Below are 18,101 nucleotides of genomic sequence, written 5' to 3' on the forward strand. Positions count from 1 at the left end.
GACAAGGAACATCGACATGACCGTAGCAACCCAATCCATGACCCGCGAACAGCGAAAGTCTTTGGCGCTGGAATACTTCAAGCGCTTCGACCGCGGCGGCGACGTGCTCGATCTGTTCGCCGACGATGCCGCCGTCTACTACCCGAAGTGGGGTGTGGCCCACGGCAAAGACCAGATCGCGCAGCTTTTCGGCGACGTCGCGAAGCTCTTCAAAACCATCAACCACTCGCCCGAGTACCTGAACTTCATCATCGATGAGGACATGGTGGTCGTCGAAGGCGGATCGACCGGTGTCGCCGCAGACGGAACCGCCTGGCAAGCGGGCGTCACCCACGCCGGACGCTGGACCGACGTCTTCGAGATCCGCGACCACCAGATTCACCGCTGCTATGTGTATCTCGACCCGGACTACGCCGGAGCAGACACCGAGCGCTACCCGTGGCTCGGAGGCGAGTGAGATGCCCGAGAAGGGCGACCACGTCGTCGTCATCGGCGGAACCAGCGGACTCGGGCTCGACATCGCCCGGGCCTGCACCGAACTCGGCGCGCACGTAACCGTGGCCGGGCGAGACATTACCCGCGCCCGCGCCGCCGCGGCGGACCTCGGCGACCTGGCCAGCCACAACTCTTGTGACCTCACCGATTTCGGTTCGATCGAGCGGTTCTTCGCCGGGATCGACGTGGTCGACCACCAGATTCTCACCGCCTTGGATCGAGACTTCAACAGCATCAACGACTTCCGCGCCGACGACAGCGCTTCGACCATGCTCATGAAGACGGTCGGCTATGCGGTTGCGGTGCACGCCGCGCTCGGCAAGTTCAGCGACCGGGCATCGGTGGTGTTGTTCAGCGGATTGTCGATGTGGATACCGATGCCCGGTTCGACCACCATCTCGATGGCCAACGCGGGCGTCATCGGACTCATGAATTCGCTTGCCACCCAGATCGCGCCCGTCCGGGTCAACGCGATCACCCCTGGCGTCGTCGTCGGAACCAACGCGGTCGACGACGCAGACCCGGTCCGCGCCGAGACGTATGAGCGGCTGCGGCAACGCACGCCCGGCAAGCGGTTGCCGACACCGCAAGACATCGTCTCGGCGACCTTCGCCCTCACCGACAACCCCGGCATCAACGCCGCCAACCTCGTCGTCGACGCCGGCATGCACCTCGCCTGACCAGCGCCCACCGCAACTTCGAAGGAAAGCCATGAACCCCATCCACACAGACGTCTTGGTCGTCGGCGCGGGCCCCGCCGGGCTGACCGCATCGGCTCTGCTCGCACGGGCCGGGGTCGACGCGATCACCGTCACCAAGCACCGGTCCACCGCGCACACCCCGCGGGCGCACATCACCAACCAGCGCGCCATGGAAGTGTTCCGCAATCTGGGCATCGAAGACCGTGTTCGAGCCGCGTCCATCCCGAACGAGCTCATGGGTGAAAACGTCTGGGCCACCAGCTTTGCCGGCACCGAACTCGCCCGCGCGAAGGCGTGGGGTAACGATGTCCTGCGCAAATCGGACTACGAGTCCGCCAGCCCGACCGCGATGTGCAATATCGGCCAGCACAAGCTCGAACCGATCCTGCTCGACGCCGCCCGTGAGCACGGGTCCGACATCCGGTTCGGCACCGAACTCGTCGAGATCAGCCAGGACGAGGACGGCGTGCGCGCGATCGTCCGCGACCGCGACACCGGCGAGACCTACCCGATCATGGCGCGCTACGTCATCGGCGCCGACGGTGGCCGCAGCGTCGTGGCGAGTCAACTCGGCTTCGACATGGAGGGCGAAACCGGACTCGGCTACGCGGTCAACGTGTGGCTCGAGGCGGATCTGGAGAAATACCGTGCACACCGACCCGGAACTCTCTTCTTTACGCTGCAGCCGGGACGCGACTTCTGGCTTGGCTCAGGCACATTCATCACGGTCGAGCCGTGGCACGAATGGGTGTTGATTGTCATGTACGACCCGGCGGTGGAGCAGATCGACCTCAGCGAAGAAGCGATGCTGCAGCGTGCGCGCAAGACGATCGGTGACCCGGACGTGGACATCCGGATCAAGGACATCAGCCAGTGGCAGATCAACCACGTCGTCGCGACCAACTACCGCAAAGGCCGGGTGTTCCTGGCCGGGGACGCGGCGCACCGCCATCCGCCCGCCAACGGACTCGGCTCCAACACGTCGGTACAGGATGCCGCCAACCTCGCCTGGAAGCTGGCGCTTGTCGTTGCAGGCAAGGCTTCCGACGCGCTACTGGACACCTACCATGACGAACGCCGGCCCGTCGGCAAGCAGGTCGTCGACCGGGCCATGGCAAGCGTCGGGCTGCTCGGGCAACTGCCGGCCGCCTTCGGGATCCACGCGGGGCAGGACGAACAGGCCGGCCACGACGCGATAGCCGAGTTCTTCAGCGACACCGATGCCGGTGAAGCGAAACGGCGTCGGGTACGGGAAGTGTTGGACGCGAACGACTACCAATTCAATGCGCACGGGGTGGAACTCGGCCAGCGCTACCGGTCGGCGGCGATTGTCGGCGCCGATCCGATGCCGGCGTATGGACGCGACCCGGAACTCTTCTACCACCCGACCACGACTCCCGGCGCCGTCGTGCCGCACGCCTGGCTGCAGCAAGGCGCGAACCGCGTCTCGACGCTAGACCTGGTTCGAGACGGCGGCTTCGCGCTCATCACCGGCATTGGTGGCGACCCGTGGCTGCGGGCGGCCGAGAAGGTCGCCGAGGAGTTCGGGGTACCGATCGCAGGCGCGCAGATCGGCCCGGCCCAGGAGTACGACGACCCGCACGGCGACTGGAAGCGGCGCAGTGAGATCGGCGATCGCGGCTGCCTGCTCGTCCGGCCCGACCGACACGTCGCTTGGCGCTCCGCCGACCTCACCACCGACCCGACAAACGATCTTCGCGCTGCCATGGCCCAGATCCTGGGACTCGCGGTCGCCGCACAGACAGAGGAGAACTGACCATGGACCTCGGGCTGTTTATTCTGCGGGTGTTGCTGGGCGCCTTGCTGTTCGGCCATTCGATGCAGAAGTTGACCGGTGCCTTCGGCGGCCATGGGCCGGCGGGGACAGCTCCGCTCTTCGAATCCTGGGGCCTGGTGCCCGGCAAGACTATGGTCCGCTGCGCTGGACTCAGCGAACTGGTCGCTGCCGTGCTGCTGCTGCTCGGGCTGGCCACACCGCTGGGTGCCGCGGTCGCCGTGGGGACCATGACCGTGGCCGCATCGGTCAACGTCTCGAAAGGGCTGTGGGCCGTGGGCGGTGGATACGAACTTCCGCTGGTCTACGGAGGGATCGCCGGCGTCCTGGGTTTCACCGGCGCCGGTAGTTGGTCGGTGGACAAGGCACTCGGTTGGTCCGGCGGGAGTGTCGTGGCCGGAGTGGTGGCTCTTGCCGTTGGGCTGGCCGCGGCCGCTGTGGTGATTGGTTACGCAAGGCGCAACAAGAATCGTGCGCGTGAGTTGGCGGCGGCGTAGTCCCCTCATCGAGCGCATAGTTATCGTCGGAAAAATCATGGGCGGATTGACGATTTCTATGCGCTCGATACTTGTTCCGGGTCCTCGCCTACCCGAAGGTTGGAAGCATGGGCCTCTCCCTCGTTAGCGAAAAGCGCGCCGTCACCGCGGCAACGCCCAAGCGATTCGTCGTCGCGGTCATCGTCGTTGGCACCGTTGCGACTGCCTGCAGCGACCGGAGCAACCCGCCTTCAGACGTCTCGGCGACAAGCAGTCAGTCCACAACTGTGCCGTCTGCATTCGTGGGAACGTGGCATGCCCACGAGGAACGCCTCACCATCGACGGCAACGGCCACGGTCGCGAGACCTACAGCGACAGATCGAGTTGCCCGGATGCGCCGATGTCGGGTTGCGGCGTCACTGGAATCGTCGATTTCACGCTCACGTCCTTCGGGCGAGACACCGCCACCGGAAAAGTCACCGCTTCCTCGAACCCGAAAACCCCGATCGGTGGCGCGGTGACGATCAAGCTCTTAGGTGAGGGTCAGGGACTTGAGCTGACCGTCGCAGGCGGGGATAGTGGCTTTCCATTCTGCAACGACAAGGATGACGATCACGCCAGGCACTATTACTGCGGCGCCTGAAACGTGCTGACACGCATTCGCGCTGAAAAGCGCGCCCGAAGGGATTCGAACCCCTAACCTTCTGATCCGTAGTCAGATGCTCTATCCGTTGAGCTACGGGCGCATATCGGTGTTCAGTTGTACCCGGAACTCCGGGGTGTGGCGGAGGCGAGAGGATTTGAACCTCCGGTCCCCGTGAAGGGACAACTCATTAGCAGTGAGTCCCATTCGGCCGCTCTGGCACGCCTCCTGAGCCACCTCGTGAGGGGCACCGGTCCTTTCGAACCGCCGAACGGCAAGGTTACACAGCCCGCCGACGGTAAGCAAAACCGCTGCTAGATGCCGTCCCCTTGCCTGTGCGTGAAATTTCACCGTGGGCGGTGAAATTTCACGCACAGGCGGTAACCGGCCGGCCGGTTACCGCAAGTTCGCGTCGAACCAGTCGAAAATCCTGGTCTGCGCATCCACTATCGGGTCGCCGTCGGGCTCGTCCGCGGTACGTGGCTCATCCGCGCGGTGCCGCAGACCCGAGTAGACCACCACGTGAGTTGCGACGGCCGCTCGCGAGACGGCGTCCTTGAGCGCTTCGACGTGTTCGGTGGGCGTCTCGGGATCATCGTCGCCGTACAGCCCGAGCCACGGCGCCTGCAAGGCCGGAGCGGCCTCGACAAGAGGCGGGGCGCCGTCGGCGAGGCTGCTCGTGATCCCGCGCGCCGCCACGCTGACCGCCGCCCCGATCGGACGGTTCGTGGCGACCAGGAATGCGGCCGCCCCGGCATCGTCGAAGCCCAGAGCCCCGATGCAGTCCCCCAGGACGCCACGCTTGGTCAGCCAGTCGTGACACGCATCGAAGTCGGCAAATAGATTGTCGCCGAACACCTTTGCGTCACTGCCCACATCCTCACGATGGAATAGGTTGGGCGCCACCGCAATCCAGCCCTCGGTGGCAAGCGCGCGCATGAGATCCAGCAACGCGTCGGTGAACTTGCGTGACTCGTGCAGAACCACGATGCCACCGCGAGCGTGGCCCTCGGGCTCGATCACGGTGATCGGCACCTCGTTCCCGCCCGGCTGCCCGTCCACCCCACGAAGGCGTGCGACGTCTTCGAAGATTCCAGACATGTGACCAAGCGTAGGTCGCCGCAACCGCCGTGCGAAAGGGATGTTTTCGCGAGCCTGGATACTGGAGCTGTGACCGCCCGCATCCGAAGCGACCTCGACTCCATCCCGTCCTACGTGCCAGGCCGGTCCTATCCGGGCGCGCACAAGCTCGCGAGCAACGAGACGACGCACGGTCCGCTGCCGGGTGTATTGACGGCTATCAACGCCGCGGCAACGCAATCGAACCGCTACCCCGACAACCGCAACAGCGAGCTCATCGGGGCGTTGGCCGAGTCGCTGGGCGTAGACCCGGCTCGGGTCGCCGTCGGCTGCGGTAGCGTCGCACTCTGCCAGGAACTGGTCCAGATCACCTGCAATCGGCCGGACGACGAAGTGCTTTACGCCTGGCGGTCGTTCGAGGCCTATCCCGTCGTCACCAAGGTGGCCGCAGCGACACCCGTCACTGTCGCACTGACCGACGGAGCCGTACACGACCTCGATGCGATGGCCGCCGCGATCACGCCGCGAACCCGGCTGGTGTTCGTGTGCAACCCCAACAATCCAACCGGCACCGCAGTTGGTCGAGCCGAACTCGAGCGGTTCCTCGACCGGGTTCCGGACGACGTCTTGATTGTGCTCGACGAGGCGTACTTCGAATACCTGCGTTTCCCGGCCGATGACTCCCCGGACGGCATCGAGCTCGGTCGCGCCCGCCCAAATGTGCTTGTGCTGCGGACGTTTTCGAAGGCCTACGGGTTGGCCGGATTGCGGGTCGGCTACGCAGTCGGCGACGCCCGGCTCATCGATGCGCTCGCGAAGGTGCACATTCCCTTCAGCGTCAGCCGAGTCGCCCAGGCGGCGGCACTGGCCAGCCTAGATGCCGGTGCGGAATTACTGTCGCGCACCGATGCGGTTATCGCAGAACGCGATAGAGTTCGCGCCGCCCTGATCGCGGCGGGATACCAGGTGCCACCCAGCCAAGCGAACTTCGTCTGGCTGCCCCTGGGTGCGCTCACGGCCGACTTCGGCGCAGCCAGCGCCAACGCCGGAGTTCTGGTACGGCCGTACGGAACCGATGGGGTGCGCGTCACCATCGGCGACCCACACGAGAACGACGCATTTCTCGCGTTCGCCACCGACTCTTCGACGGCCGCATCGTTTGCCGACGCTACGTCGTCGTTGGCGGGCGCTACCGACCCGGCACGCTGATTCCCAGACCGGCTGCCAGCGTCGGCCAGGCATCGTGCAGATCGTCGGCCCAGTACGGCCACGAGTGCGTGCCAACCGGGCGGAAGTTGACCTTGGCCGAGATACCAAGCTGCCCAAGGCGATCCGCCAGCCGATGCGTGCACGCGTTGGCGACGGCCTCGATAGGTCCGCCGAGCACAATGGAATCTCCGACGTCCGGGTCGTCAACGGTTTCGTGCGGCCCGGGCAGGCCGGTGCCGCTGGACAGGTAGAGCGCCTTACCGCGCAACGCCGCGGCGTGCACCACCACGTCGTGCGCGGCCCAATCGGGGTCGGCCGTCTCGCCGAACATGTTCGTTGCGTTCCCGCCGGAACTCGCTACGACCAGATGCATTTCAGCCTCATCGGGGTCGTCGGCAGCTCCGTAGCAGCCGCTGAAGCCCGCGGCCGCCGCATAGCGCTGCGGGTTGCGGAACGCCAGCATAAGGGCTGCCTGCGCGCCCATCGACACACCGGCCACCGCGTTGCGGCCATCGCCGCCGAACCGTCCGTCGAGAAGCGGCGGCAACTCCTTGGTCAGAAATGTCTCCCAGCGGTAGCGGCCCAGCCGTGGGTCGACGCGCTGCCAGTCGGTGTAGTAGCTCGCCGTGCCTCCGACCGTGAGAACGACATTCACCGGCTTGTCGGCAAAGAACGTGACCGCCCCGCCGCGGTCGGTCCAGTGATTGCCGTTGCCCTCGGCGGTGCGCCCGTCCAACAAGTAGACGGTCGGACGCGGATCGGCGGTGTTTCGCGGCAGCAACAGTTGCACCTGCATCACCGCCTGCATCGCCGGCGAACGCACGAAGACCCGCAGCCAGCGCGGTGTGATCGGGTCGATGCGAACAATCGCCGCGGAAGGAGCCGCCTGCGCGGGCTGGCCGCTCGTGAGCAGGCAGACCAACGCCGTCAGCGCGGCCGCTGCGGCTCTAGATGCCCAGCGCTGCCGCGACGGTCGGCCAGGAATCATGCAGGTCATCCTGCCAGTAGGGCCAGGAATGCGTACCCCACGGCCGGTACACCACCGTTGCGGGCACCCCGACCTGGTTGAGCCGCTGCTGGAACTGATGGGTGCACATGTTGGCGGCCGTTTCCAGCGGGCCGCCCTCGGCGATGACCGTGCCCAGGTCTGGGCGCAGACTTAGCTCGTGCGGCCCCGGTAAGCCGTTGCCGACCGAGAGATACACCGTCATGCCATGCAGGTTGGCAGCGTGCAGCGTGGGATCGTGCGCCGCCCATGCCGGGTCGGAATCCGGGCCCCACATGTTGTTCGCGTTGCCGCCGCGGGATCCGACGGTGGCGCGGATCAGGTCTTTCGAATACTGCTGCGATACGTCCGGGCAGGAACTGAACGCCGCCACCGCCCGGTACAGCTGCGGATGCCGGGTGGCCAGGATCAGCGCACTCTGCCCGCCCATCGACAAACCGGCGATGGCATTGCGACCGTTGCCCCCGAACTGGCTGTCGATGATCGGCGGTAACTCCTGGGTCAGAAACGTCTCCCAGCGGTTCCAGCCGAGCGTTGGATCCACCTGCTGCCAGTCCGTGTAGTAGCTGCCGGTGCCGCCCACCGGCATCACCACGTTGACGTTCTTGCCGGCGAAGAAGCTGACCACATCGGTCTTCTTCGTCCAGGAGCTCTGGATGTCCGGTGCGTCGACGCCGTCGAGCAGGTAGTAGGACGGGCGCGGTCCGGCACCCGCGGGCGGATGGATCAGCTCGATCTCGACAGTCCGGGCCATCGACGGGGAATCGATGTAGACCGCCGACAGGTTCGGCGCAAGTTCGTCGACGCGGACCACGTGGGCCGGGCCCGATCGCATCGGCGGTCCCTGCGTGCCGGGGGCCGTCGACCCGGTGCCCGGCAAGGGAACTGGCTCGGCGGAGGCGACCCCTGTGCAGGTGAGCGCCAGCGCCACAGCCATACCACACGCTGCAACGATCGACCGGCGCATTGAACCACTTTCCTCGACCCCAATTCCCCGGACCAAGGTAGCGCATTCAACGGACAAGATCGTGTCGCGTGGAGAGTGACTCAGGGCAGTAACGGGAGTCGCCACAGTGGCGCGCCGGGATCGAGCAGCCACAACCGGGCAGCGGTCAGCCGCACGATACGCAGGGTTCCGGCGATGAGGACGACGGCCAGCGGCAACTCGGCGAACACAGCCGTGGCGACCGAGATCCAGACGTCGTCGGGCCCGGCCGTCATGATGTCGAACCACGCGTCGCAGATCAGCAACACACCCGTGGCGAAGGCCGTGAGCAGCATCAGTTGCCGGCGCAGCAAGCCCAGCACCGCGGTCGACGCCATCAGGATGACCATGAACAGGTCGAAACCGACCCAGGTTGCCGGCCAGTTGTGCGCCTCGTAGTCGGCCGGCAGCGTGAGCGAAAGGAACACGATCCACGGGATCATTCCGACCGCACCGCCGATCATCAAACCCAGCCGGGTCCAGCGGGCCCGGCCGAGTACGCGCGGGGACAGGATCTCGTCGAGTGGCCTCTCCAGTCGCAAGATGAGCGCGCGGCGCTCAGCTGCGGTCATCTTCGCGATCTCGGCGTCGGACAGCACGAAACTCAGCTTCGTCGCAACGTCGGTGTTACTTCAACTGCCAAGCAGCGCGGTGCGCAATGATGAGCCAATGGAGATCGGTTTCGGGTTGCCAGTGTCGGGATCCTGGGCAACACCGGGCAATATCCGCGAAATCGCGCAGCGTGCTGATGAACTCGGCTACTCGACGCTGTGGAGTTTCCAGCGGTTGCTCGTCGCAGAATCCACGCCGCTCGCCCCGCCGTATCACAGTGTGCTCGATCCGATCGGGCCGCTGATGTTCGCGGCCGCGGTCACCGAGCGCATCCGGCTGGGCACCGCGGTGATCAATGCGCCGTTTCAATCTCCGGCCATGCTCGCTAAACAACTTGCGACACTGGACATTCTGTCCGACGGTCGACTCGACGCCGGTTTGGGTCTGGGCTGGTCGCGCGATGAATTCCAAGCTGCGGGAACCGACTACGCCGCACGCGGGGCCAGAGCAGCGGAGTTCGTCGACTGCATGCGCAAGGTCTGGAGCCAGGATCCGGTTTCCTACGACGGGCGCTTCTACACGATCCCGCTCGCGAGCATCCTGCCGAAACCGCTGCAGCAGTGTCCGCCGATTCTGCTGGGCGGCGCCGCACCGGCGGCGTTGCGTCGCGCCGGCCGGATCGCGGACGGCTGGATCAGTAGCAGCAGAGCCGAACTCGGCTCGCTCGGCGACGCGGTGCAGCAGATCCGAACTGCGGCGACCGATGCCGGGCGTGACGCGGACGCGTTGCGCTTTGTGTGTCGCGGGGTCGCGATGGTGGGAGCCCGCGACGGCATGCTCACCGGCAGCCACGCCCAGATCCGCGACGATTTCGCCCGAATCGCCGAACAGGGCATCACCGAAATTTTCATCGACCTGAACTTCGATCCGTCGATCGGAAACCCGGCCGCCGACCCCGCCGAATCAATGGCCCGCGCCCGCGCCGCGCTGGAAGAATTCGCTCCCGAATGACCGCTTCAGTTGAAACGCCCGCTGCGCCGAGGTCGCCCGGCTAGGCTCGGCACGTCGGGATTCTTCTCGAGGTGAAGGCATGTTCAAGCAGGTATTGACCAAGTCGCTGGTTGTTGCGGCGATCACCGCATCGGCTGCCGTGGCGGCGCCTGCGGCGGCTCAAGCAGACCCCGCCCCGCTGTTCAACATCCCTGTCGAAATCCTGCCGTACATCCAGGTGCCGCAGCCGATTCACGATGCCATCGTCGGTTTCGCCGGAAATGTCAACGACGCGATCGTGGCCTACAACAACGCCAACAGCGCCGTTGTGCAGGGTGTAGCCGGAGCAGTCGGCAACATCTTGTGCCTACTCAGCGCCGGTTCATCGCAGCCGTGCGCGCCGGCGCCGCATCAATAGGCACGCATTAGACCCGTTTCCATCCCGCGCAGGCGGGTGTTCGCACAACTTCTAATTACGCCACCGCAAGTATAAGTTAGTACTAACAAATTAAAGTACGATGGTTGCTAGTTCGACTTCCTCTAGGTGAAGGCGCAAAAGATGGGCCGGCCGAAGCACACTGCCGAGGTTCGCCCATGGACGCCGACGCGCCGTCAAGGATCGCGGGCAGATCGTCAACTCGAATCGATTGAAGCCTCAATTCCACCGATGATCGGCTCCCTTAACTATGACCCCACCGGGAGAGTTGCACGGCTGCACGAGGCCGGCGTCATCGCCGTGGCGCGACTCGAAGCCGGCGTTGGCCAACATCTCGCACCACTCGCCGACTTCCTTTTGCGAAGTGAATCCATCGCCTCGTCGAAGATCGAGCGAATTGACGCAGGCTGGCACGCCTTTGGCAAGGCCCTGGCGGGCGGAAAGGCGTCGGATGAGGCCAAGTCACAACTCGCCGCGGTCAAGGCACTCATCGCGATGGTCGACGCCGCTGGACGTGCAGCCATCACGCTCGAGGACATCCTCACCGCCCATGACCTGCTGATGGCCCCGGACTATTACGCAGCCCGCGAAGGTGGAGCTGTCAGGTCCGTGCAGAACTGGATCGGTGGAAGTGACTACTCGCCGATCAATGCGCTCTATGTTCCTCCACCCCCCGAGATGGTCGCCGATCTGATGGCCGATCTGGTGAAATTTGCCAACCGAGCGGATCTGCCAATAATCGCGCAGGCAGCAATTGCACATGCGCAATTCGAGTCGATACATCCATTCACCGACGGCAATGGACGAATCGGGCGGGCACTTATTAGCGCAATCCTGCGGCGACGAGGACTAACTCAACGCATTACCGTCCCGTTGGCGTCAGTCATGCTCGCCGACACCGCAACATATTTTAGAATGCTCATGGAATACCGTGCCGGTAAAGTCGACAACTTCGTCGAGTATGTTTCGGCCGCCGTTGTACATGCCAGCGCTGCGGCCGAGGAATCAGCCAAGGAGCTGGCTGCCCTACCCGCACGCTGGCGCGAAAAAGCTAGGCCGAGGAAGAACTCGGCGGATGAAACACTTATCGGCAAGCTACTCGACGTGCCCATATTTAACGCAGATACTGCGCTGCGGCTGACCGGAACAACGGAAGCCAGCACTTACGGGGCCCTCAATCGCCTGACGGAGTCCGGCATTCTCGAACTGCTCTCTAATTCAAAAAGAAATCGGATTTGGGCGGCGGTTGACGTACTCGCCGAACTCGATACGCTCTCTGCCGCGATCGGTAAGCGGACCGCCACGATTGACCTATTAAACGAGTAGACCCCGTCGTCGCTGCAATCACGAAAATCGGGGACTTCGACTCGGCATCTCAGCGGAAGCGGAGGGATTTGAACCCCCGGTCGCTCTCACGACGCTCGCTTTCAAGGCGAGTGCATTCGGCCGCTCTGCCACGCTTCCGCGCTAGATTCTAGCGATCATCGCGGCGGCACCCGTCACGTCCCGCCGATCGCCGCATCCACTTGGCCGAAGACCTCTGCGATGACGGCCAATTGGCGCGTATCTAGCAGGTCGATGAAGTGCCGTCGGACGCCTTCGACGTGGGTAGGCGCGGCCTCCTCAAGGCGGCGCCGGCCTTCGTCGGTGAGGTGGGCCAGCACCCCGCGACCGTCCTCTACGCAGTTGCTGCGCCGGACGATCCGCTGCTGTTCGAGCCGGCGGATCTGGTGGGTCAGTCGACTGCGCGACGACAAGACGCCGTCCGCGAGGTCGCTCATGCGCAACGAATTGTCGGCGGATTCGGACAGCAGTACCAGAATCCGGTAATCGGCGAGGGTGAGATCGTGCTTCACTTGCAACTCGCGGTTGAGCGCGTCAAGCAGCCGCTGCTGACCGTCGATAAAGGAGCGCCACGCGCGCTGCTCGTTGGCGGCAAGCCAGCGCGGCCCATCACTTAACGTACCCGGCGGTTCGGACTGCACACGCGCCATCCTACTTATGGGCAAAAGGTTCGCGGGCCTGGAATGATCGCGGGCCTTTACCCCGCTGCAGCGGGACACCACGTGCCAAATTCGCCCCGAAATTGAGCCCTGATGTCCCGCGCGGACTCTCGGCCACAATCGCCATTCAGTCGACACAAATGGCATAAGTTTCATAACTATGTATGCGATCGCGCTGCACGGCGCCGGCGGACCTGAAGTCATGCACTGGGAAGAGGTCCCCGATCCGCAGCCCGGGCCCGGCCAAGTCCTCATCGACGTCGTCGCCGCGGCAGTCAACCGCGCCGACGTGATGCAACGGCGAGGTTTCTACCCGCCACCGCCCGGTGCCAGCGACATCCCGGGCCTCGAGTGCTCGGGCGTCATCGCCGAACTGGGGCCCGGCGTGACCGGATGGTCGGTGGGCGATCGCGTTTGTGCCCTGCTTTCCGGCGGCGGTTATGCGGAAAAGGTGGCGGTCGCAGCAACACAGCTGATGCCGATTCCGGATGGCGTCGACCTGCCGGTCGCCGCGTCTCTACCCGAGGTCACGTGCACGGTGTGGTCGAACCTCGTGATGGGTTCCGGCCTGCGGGCGGGTCAGCTGCTCCTTATTCACGGCGGTGCCAGTGGAATCGGTACCCACGGGATTCAGCTCGCCCGCGCCCGCGGCGCCAAGGTGGCCGTCACCGCCGGTTCGCAGTACAAGCTCGACGCATGCCGCGATCTCGGCGCGCAGTTGCTGATCAACTATCGCGAAGACGACTTTGTCGAAGCGGTCCGCAATTTCGACGGGCATTCCGGCGCCGACATCATTCTCGACAACATGGGCGCTGCGTATCTTGATCGCAATGTCGACGCGTTGGCGGCGGACGGGCAGCTCGTAATCATTGGCATGCAGGGCGGGGCGTCGGGCGAACTTGCGCTGAACAAGCTGCTCGGCAAACGCGGCACCATTCGCGCCACGAGCCTGCGCGGACGGCCGGAAACCGGGCGGTCGAGCAAGGCTGAGATCGTCGCCGACGTGGTCGAGCATGTGTGGCCGCTCATCGCGGACGGATCCATAGCGCCAGTTGTATACGCCGAAGTTCCGATCACTCAGGTCGGCAAGGCGCACGAGATGTTGGATTCGCCGGAAACGATCGGCAAGGTCGTGCTGCGGGTGCGCTGAGCAGCTTCAGAACCGCGCCAGCACCTCGATGAAGCGATCGACCTCTCGGCGGGTGGTGTAGGGCGCGAGGCCGACGGAGATCGCGCCGCCCTCGTCGTTGACACCCAGCGCATCCAGCAGGCGGTTGCCGCCGTGGCTGCCACTGAGCACGCTGATGCGATTGTCGGCCAGCGTTTCGGCCACTTTTTCCGCGTTGTAACCGGCGACCGTCACGCTGAGCGTCGGGATTCGACTGCCGGCACGACCGATGACCGTCACCTTCGGCAGATCCTGCAGGCCCGTCATCAGGTGTTCGAAGAGTTCGTCGTGGTACTGCTGCAGCGAGCCGATCGAGGCAATCAGGCGCTCGCGCCGTGACCCGCTGGCTCCCTCGTCGAGCGCAGCCAGGTAGTCGATAGACGTGGTCACCCCGGCGAGCATCGCGTACTGGTAACCGCCGATCTCCAGCCGCTCGGCGCCCTTGGCGTACGGATTCATCGACAGCGCCGGTATCCGGTCGAGGAAGCTGGGGTCACGGAACACGAGCGCCCCCGCCTGCGGGCCTCCCCACGAGGAGGCGCTCAACGCGATGACGTCCGCGCCGAGATCGGCGATATCAAGGTGCGCATACGGCGCCGCGCCGACCGCGTCCACGACGAGCAGACCACCCACGTCGTGCACCCGATCCGCGGCCACCCGCACATCCGGTGCCGAGCCGACGATCGGCGATGCCGCGGTCAATGCAACCAGGCGCGACGTAGGTCCGATGAGCTCGTCGAACTGCCAGGACGGCAACTCGCACGTCTCTATCTCCACTTCGGCCCAGCGGACGTGTCCGCCGTACCGGTTGGCTATGCGCAGCCAGGGTGCCACGTTGGCCTCGTCATCGAGACGCGACAGCACCAGTCCGGTCCCGAGTCCGAGTCGAGAACCGAGCGATTCGGCCAGCCACGCGAGCAGCACCGCGCGGTCGGCGCCGAGCACAACGCCGGCGGGGTCGCCGCCGACCAAATCGGCGATGGCCTGACGCGCTGCGCTGAGGATGGCCGCGCTGCGCTTGGCCGTTTGGTGCCGACCCAGATGCGTAGACGCTGACGTGCGGAAACCGGTCGAGACCGCGCGCGATACGGCGTCGGGAATCTGCATCCCGACTTGCGGATCAAGATGTATCCATCCGTCGCCGAGCGACGGGATCAACCCGCGAACTCGCGCGACGTCGTAAACCATGCCCGACACTTTAAATCTTCACCCGACGTCGATGTGAGACAGATTTATTTCACACTAGCAACCCCCCATATCGCGCCCTCGTTGGCGCGTATGGCTGTCCAACGGACAAGATAGAACTATGACCCATTCGGACGACGAACGCATCATGGTCATCGGACCCGACGGCCAGCCGCTGGCCGCTGCGGCCGGCGCTGGCGGCGCGGCAGCCGCAAACCAGCGCGGCGGAACCGCGGAAACCCCCGATGACAACGACCAAGAGTCCGTTACCGACATGGTCGAACAGCCGGCCAAAGTAATGCGCATCGGCACCATGATCAAGCAGCTGCTCGAGGAAGTGCGGGCCGCGCCGCTCGATGACGCCAGCCGCAACCGGCTCAAGGAAATTCACCGGTCTTCGATTCGCGAACTGGAAGATGGCCTTGCCCCCGAGTTGCGCGACGAGCTCGAGCGCCTGACCTTGCCGTTTACCGAGGACACCACTCCCTCGGACGCGGAACTTCGGATCGCGCAGGCGCAGCTGGTGGGCTGGCTCGAGGGCCTCTTCCACGGCATCCAGACAGCGCTGTTCGCCCAGCAGATGGCCGCTCGGGCGCAGCTCGAACAGATGCGACAAGGTGCGCTGCCGCCCGGTTTGCATGCCGCCGATCCGCGCGGGCAGCAGGGCCACGGTCACAGCGCAGGAACCGGGCAGTACCTGTAACCCGGGTATGCTCGTGCTCCATGTCCATCGCCGCAGCCGAAACCCCGGCCGCACCGTTGCCAGTCTCCGACTCGCAGACGTTTCGTCGCGCGTTCAAAGACCTCACGGGCGGCTTCAAGCAACACGAGCTGTGGTTATCGCTGGGCTGGCAAGACATCAAGCAGCGCTACCGCCGCTCGGTGCTGGGCCCGTTCTGGATCACCATCGCGACCGGCGTGCAGGCAAGCGCGATCGGAATCCTCTACGCCGCGCTGCTGGGCCAGGACCTGACAACGTTCCTGCCGTACGTGACGGTGGGACTCATCGTGTGGAACCTGATCGGTGCCAGCGTGACCGAGGGCGCCGAGGTCTTCATTTCGAACGAAGGCCTGATCAAGCAGTTGCCGTCGGCGCTGAGCGTGCACGTATACCGACTGGTGTGGCGCCAAGCCCTCTTTTTCGCGCACAACATGCTGATCTACCTGATCATGTTGTTTGCGTTCGGCGTGTGGAAGCACCTGAGCTGGGGCCTGTTATTGGCCATCCCGGCGCTGGTTCTGATCTTCCTCAACTCCATGTGGGTGTCGCTGGTCTTCGGCATCATCTCCACCCGCTACCGCGACATCTCGCAGATTCTGAGCAGCCTCGTGCTGATGCTGTTTGTGCTGACACCGGTCATGTGGACCACCAGCAGCCTCAAGCAGCAGGGCGGGCAGGTGGCCGAGCGGGCCAAACTTGCCGAGTTGGTGCCGACCTTCCACTACCTCGAGATCGTGCGCGCGCCGCTACTCGGCGAGCCGCAGCACCTCTATCACTGGGTGATCGTCTGCGGCTTGACCGCGGCCGGCTGGGTGCTGGCCATCCTCTTCCTGCGCAAATATCGAGCCCGCGTGCCGTACTGGGTGTGAGGACGTAATGACGGAACACGTAAGCATTCATACGCACGGCGCCTGCGTCGACTTCCCCATCTTCGACGCCAAGACGCGGTCGTTGAAGAAGGCCGTGCTCGGCAAGGCCGGCGGGGTCATCGGGCGGACCTCCTCCGACGTCGTCGTAGTCGAAGCGCTGCGCGACATCACGTTGAGCTTCAAAGAGGGCGACCGGGTCGGCCTGGTCGGTCACAACGGCGCCGGAAAGTCGACGCTGCTGCGGTTGCTCTCCGGGATCTATGAGCCCACCCGCGGCACAGCCGTCGTCAACGGCCGCGTCGCGCCCGTGTTCGACCTCGCCGTCGGCATGGATCCGGAGATCTCCGGCTACGAGAACATCATCATTCGCGGCCTGTTCCTCGGCCAGACCCGCAAGCAGATGCTGAAAAAGGTCGATGAGATTGCCGAGTTCACCGAGCTTGGCGAATACCTCGACATGCCGATGCGGACGTATTCCACGGGTATGCGGGTGCGCCTGGCGATGGGCGTGGTCACCAGCATTGACCCCGAGATCCTGCTGCTCGACGAAGGTATCGGCGCGGTCGATGCCGCGTTCATGAAGAAAGCCCGCAAGCGGCTCGAGGACCTCGTTGCCCGTGCCGGCATCCTCATCTTCGCCAGCCATTCGAACGAGTTCCTCGCCGAGATTTGCGACCATGCGATTTGGATCGACCACGGCAACGTTCGCATGCAAGGCGGCATCGAGGAGGTCGTGCGCGCCTATGAAGGACCCGAGGCGGCCGATCGTGTGGCGCATGTGATCTCGAAAAAAGCTGCCGAGGAAGAAAAGGTGTGAACGGCCAGCGCATCATCGCTGTCGTCGTCACGCACAAGCGTCGCGAACTCCTGCAGCAGTCGCTGAAGATCGTGGCGGCCCAGTCGCGACCTGTCGACCACTTGATCGTCGTGGACAACGGCAATGAGCCCGAGGTCCGCGCGGATGTCGAAGCGCAGCCAATCCCCGTGACATACCTCGGGTCGGCGCACAACCTTGGTGGCGCCGGCGGTTTCGCACTCGGCATTCTGTACGCGCTTTCCCTTGGCGCCGACTGGGTTTGGCTGGCCGACGACGACGGCCGACCGGAGGGACCCGACGTCCTGCAGTCGCTGATCGACTGCGCCGACAAGCACGGCCTGGTGGAGGTGTCGCCCACAGTCTGCGACATCGACGACCCCGACCGGCTCGCGTTCCCGCTCCGCCGCGGCGTGCAGTGGCGACGGCTGCGCTCGGAGCTGGGTGACGAAGACTTCCTGCCGGGCATCGCCTCGCTGTTCAACGGCGCCCTGGTTTCCGCGGACGCAATCGACGCGATCGGCGTCCCGGACCTTCGACTGTTCGTCCGCGGCGACGAGGTGGAAGTGCATCGACGACTGGTGCGTTCGGGGCTGCCGTTCGGCACCTGCCTTACCGCGGCCTATCTGCACCCGAACGGCGCCGAGGAGTTCAAGCCGATCCTCGGTGGCCGCATGCATACCCAATATCCGGACGACCCGCAGAAGCGCTTCTTCACCTATCGCAATCGCGGCTACGTCATGTCCCAGCCCGGTATGCGAAAACTGCTGCCGCAGGAGTGGATTCGCTTCAGCTGGTTTTTCCTGATCACCCGTCGCGACCCGGCCGGACTGCGGGAATGGTTCCGGCTGCGCAAAACCGGCCGTAAAGAACTGTTTACCCGGCCCTAGCTTTCTCGCCCGTGAGCGCGGGGTCCCCTGCTAGCGTCAGCGGCAGTGACGGGACTCCCGCTTCCGCGTTTTTGGAGACGCC

At 64.9% G+C, this 18,101-nt stretch carries 20 protein-coding genes and 3 tRNA genes; 14 read left to right on the forward strand and 9 right to left on the reverse strand.

Going from position 1 to position 18,101, the window contains the following annotated elements; all coding sequences use genetic code 11:
• The first annotated feature begins 16 nt into the window (after positions 1-16).
• The 5 genes from FOS14_RS06605 to FOS14_RS06625 all read left to right on the forward strand — a co-directional run bounded on the left by FOS14_RS06605 (position 17) and on the right by FOS14_RS06625 (position 4,111).
• On the forward strand, positions 17-457 hold the full coding sequence (locus FOS14_RS06605) for a nuclear transport factor 2 family protein (protein WP_143769486.1): 441 nt from the start codon (positions 17-19) through the stop codon (positions 455-457).
• 1 nt (position 458) lies between these two features.
• Positions 459-1,175: an SDR family oxidoreductase gene (locus tag FOS14_RS06610; protein ID WP_185981648.1), complete on the forward strand. Its 717-nt coding sequence runs from the start codon at positions 459-461 to the stop codon at positions 1,173-1,175.
• 31 nt (positions 1,176-1,206) lie between these two features.
• Positions 1,207-2,973, forward strand: coding sequence for an FAD-dependent monooxygenase (locus tag FOS14_RS06615; protein ID WP_143769488.1), 1,767 nt, complete (start codon positions 1,207-1,209; stop codon positions 2,971-2,973).
• Positions 2,974-2,975: 2 nt separating this feature from the next.
• Positions 2,976-3,488: a DoxX family protein gene (locus FOS14_RS06620; protein WP_143769489.1), complete on the forward strand. Its 513-nt coding sequence runs from the start codon at positions 2,976-2,978 to the stop codon at positions 3,486-3,488.
• A gap of 107 nt (positions 3,489-3,595) precedes the next feature.
• Positions 3,596-4,111, forward strand: coding sequence for a hypothetical protein (locus tag FOS14_RS06625; RefSeq protein WP_143769490.1), 516 nt, complete (start codon positions 3,596-3,598; stop codon positions 4,109-4,111).
• A gap of 30 nt (positions 4,112-4,141) precedes the next feature.
• Here the strand turns inward: FOS14_RS06625 and FOS14_RS06630 are convergent.
• The 3 genes from FOS14_RS06630 to FOS14_RS06640 all read right to left on the reverse strand — a co-directional run bounded on the left by FOS14_RS06630 (position 4,142) and on the right by FOS14_RS06640 (position 5,212).
• Positions 4,142-4,214 (reverse strand) — tRNA-Arg (locus tag FOS14_RS06630).
• Positions 4,215-4,250: 36 nt separating this feature from the next.
• Positions 4,251-4,340: transfer RNA gene (locus FOS14_RS06635), tRNA-Ser, on the reverse strand.
• A 167-nt stretch (positions 4,341-4,507) separates the two neighbouring features.
• The gene (locus tag FOS14_RS06640; RefSeq protein ID WP_143769491.1) at positions 4,508-5,212 is read right to left on the reverse strand and encodes a dienelactone hydrolase family protein; all 705 of its coding nucleotides are present in this window, start codon (positions 5,210-5,212) and stop codon (positions 4,508-4,510) included.
• A 69-nt stretch (positions 5,213-5,281) separates the two neighbouring features.
• Here FOS14_RS06640 and hisC point away from each other — a divergent pair, with 69 nt between their 5' ends.
• Positions 5,282-6,400 (forward strand): histidinol-phosphate transaminase, encoded by a 1,119-nt coding sequence (hisC, locus tag FOS14_RS06645; protein WP_143769492.1) that lies wholly within the window; start codon positions 5,282-5,284, stop codon positions 6,398-6,400.
• On the opposite strand, the gene FOS14_RS06650 is transcribed toward hisC, so the two are convergent.
• The 3 genes from FOS14_RS06650 to FOS14_RS06660 all read right to left on the reverse strand — a co-directional run bounded on the left by FOS14_RS06650 (position 6,381) and on the right by FOS14_RS06660 (position 8,963).
• Positions 6,381-7,388, reverse strand: a complete 1,008-nt coding sequence (locus FOS14_RS06650; RefSeq protein WP_143769493.1) for an alpha/beta hydrolase family protein — start codon at positions 7,386-7,388, stop codon at positions 6,381-6,383. The genes hisC and FOS14_RS06650 overlap by 20 nt on opposite strands.
• Positions 7,348-8,373, reverse strand: a complete 1,026-nt coding sequence (locus tag FOS14_RS06655) for an alpha/beta hydrolase family protein (RefSeq protein WP_143769494.1) — start codon at positions 8,371-8,373, stop codon at positions 7,348-7,350. Before FOS14_RS06655 ends, FOS14_RS06650 begins: the two co-directional genes overlap by 41 nt.
• Before the next feature lie 80 nt (positions 8,374-8,453).
• Positions 8,454-8,963 carry a hypothetical protein gene (locus tag FOS14_RS06660; RefSeq protein WP_143769495.1) on the reverse strand — a complete coding sequence of 170 codons (510 nt, stop codon included), beginning with the start codon at positions 8,961-8,963 and terminating at the stop codon, positions 8,454-8,456.
• 97 nt (positions 8,964-9,060) lie between these two features.
• Between FOS14_RS06660 and FOS14_RS06665 the strand changes: the two genes are divergently transcribed.
• The 3 genes from FOS14_RS06665 (at position 9,061) to FOS14_RS06675 (ending at position 11,695) form a co-directional block, all read left to right on the forward strand.
• The gene (locus FOS14_RS06665; RefSeq protein WP_143769634.1) at positions 9,061-9,954 is read left to right on the forward strand and encodes a TIGR03619 family F420-dependent LLM class oxidoreductase; all 894 of its coding nucleotides are present in this window, start codon (positions 9,061-9,063) and stop codon (positions 9,952-9,954) included.
• 79 nt (positions 9,955-10,033) lie between these two features.
• A complete protein-coding gene (locus FOS14_RS06670) occupies positions 10,034-10,351 on the forward strand; it encodes a hypothetical protein (RefSeq protein ID WP_143769496.1) in 318 nt (105 codons plus the stop codon).
• Positions 10,352-10,492: 141 nt separating this feature from the next.
• Complete coding sequence (locus FOS14_RS06675) at positions 10,493-11,695, forward strand: Fic family protein (protein WP_143769635.1); 1,203 nt, start codon at positions 10,493-10,495, stop codon at positions 11,693-11,695.
• A gap of 53 nt (positions 11,696-11,748) precedes the next feature.
• On the opposite strand, the gene FOS14_RS06680 is transcribed toward FOS14_RS06675, so the two are convergent.
• Both FOS14_RS06680 and FOS14_RS06685 read right to left on the reverse strand, forming a co-directional pair.
• Positions 11,749-11,833 (reverse strand) — tRNA-Ser (locus FOS14_RS06680).
• A 35-nt stretch (positions 11,834-11,868) separates the two neighbouring features.
• A complete protein-coding gene (locus FOS14_RS06685; protein ID WP_143769497.1) occupies positions 11,869-12,363 on the reverse strand; it encodes a MarR family winged helix-turn-helix transcriptional regulator in 495 nt (164 codons plus the stop codon).
• Positions 12,364-12,532: 169 nt separating this feature from the next.
• Between FOS14_RS06685 and FOS14_RS06690 the strand changes: the two genes are divergently transcribed.
• On the forward strand, positions 12,533-13,522 hold the full coding sequence (locus tag FOS14_RS06690) for an NAD(P)H-quinone oxidoreductase (protein ID WP_143769498.1): 990 nt from the start codon (positions 12,533-12,535) through the stop codon (positions 13,520-13,522).
• Positions 13,523-13,528: 6 nt separating this feature from the next.
• Here FOS14_RS06690 and FOS14_RS06695 read toward each other — a convergent pair whose 3' ends face one another.
• Positions 13,529-14,728, reverse strand: a complete 1,200-nt coding sequence (locus FOS14_RS06695) for a cysteine desulfurase-like protein (RefSeq protein WP_143769499.1) — start codon at positions 14,726-14,728, stop codon at positions 13,529-13,531.
• Between the two features lie 118 nt (positions 14,729-14,846).
• Here FOS14_RS06695 and FOS14_RS06700 point away from each other — a divergent pair, with 118 nt between their 5' ends.
• Genes FOS14_RS06700 through FOS14_RS06715 form a run of 4 tightly spaced genes read left to right on the forward strand, consistent with a single transcriptional unit; the run spans position 14,847 to position 18,019 of the window.
• Positions 14,847-15,428: a bacterial proteasome activator family protein gene (locus FOS14_RS06700; RefSeq protein ID WP_143769500.1), complete on the forward strand. Its 582-nt coding sequence runs from the start codon at positions 14,847-14,849 to the stop codon at positions 15,426-15,428.
• Positions 15,429-15,448: 20 nt separating this feature from the next.
• Positions 15,449-16,315, forward strand: a complete 867-nt coding sequence (locus tag FOS14_RS06705) for an ABC transporter permease (RefSeq protein ID WP_143769501.1) — start codon at positions 15,449-15,451, stop codon at positions 16,313-16,315.
• Between the two features lie 7 nt (positions 16,316-16,322).
• A complete protein-coding gene (locus tag FOS14_RS06710) occupies positions 16,323-17,132 on the forward strand; it encodes an ABC transporter ATP-binding protein (protein WP_143769502.1) in 810 nt (269 codons plus the stop codon).
• Positions 17,129-18,019, forward strand: coding sequence for a glycosyltransferase (locus FOS14_RS06715; RefSeq protein WP_143769503.1), 891 nt, complete (start codon positions 17,129-17,131; stop codon positions 18,017-18,019). The genes FOS14_RS06710 and FOS14_RS06715 overlap by 4 nt, the downstream gene beginning before the upstream one ends.
• The last annotated feature ends 82 nt before the right edge of the window (positions 18,020-18,101 follow it).

This window comes from Skermania sp. ID1734 (genome assembly GCF_007489285.1).
Taxonomy (GTDB): Bacteria; Actinomycetota; Actinomycetes; order Mycobacteriales; family Mycobacteriaceae; genus ID1734.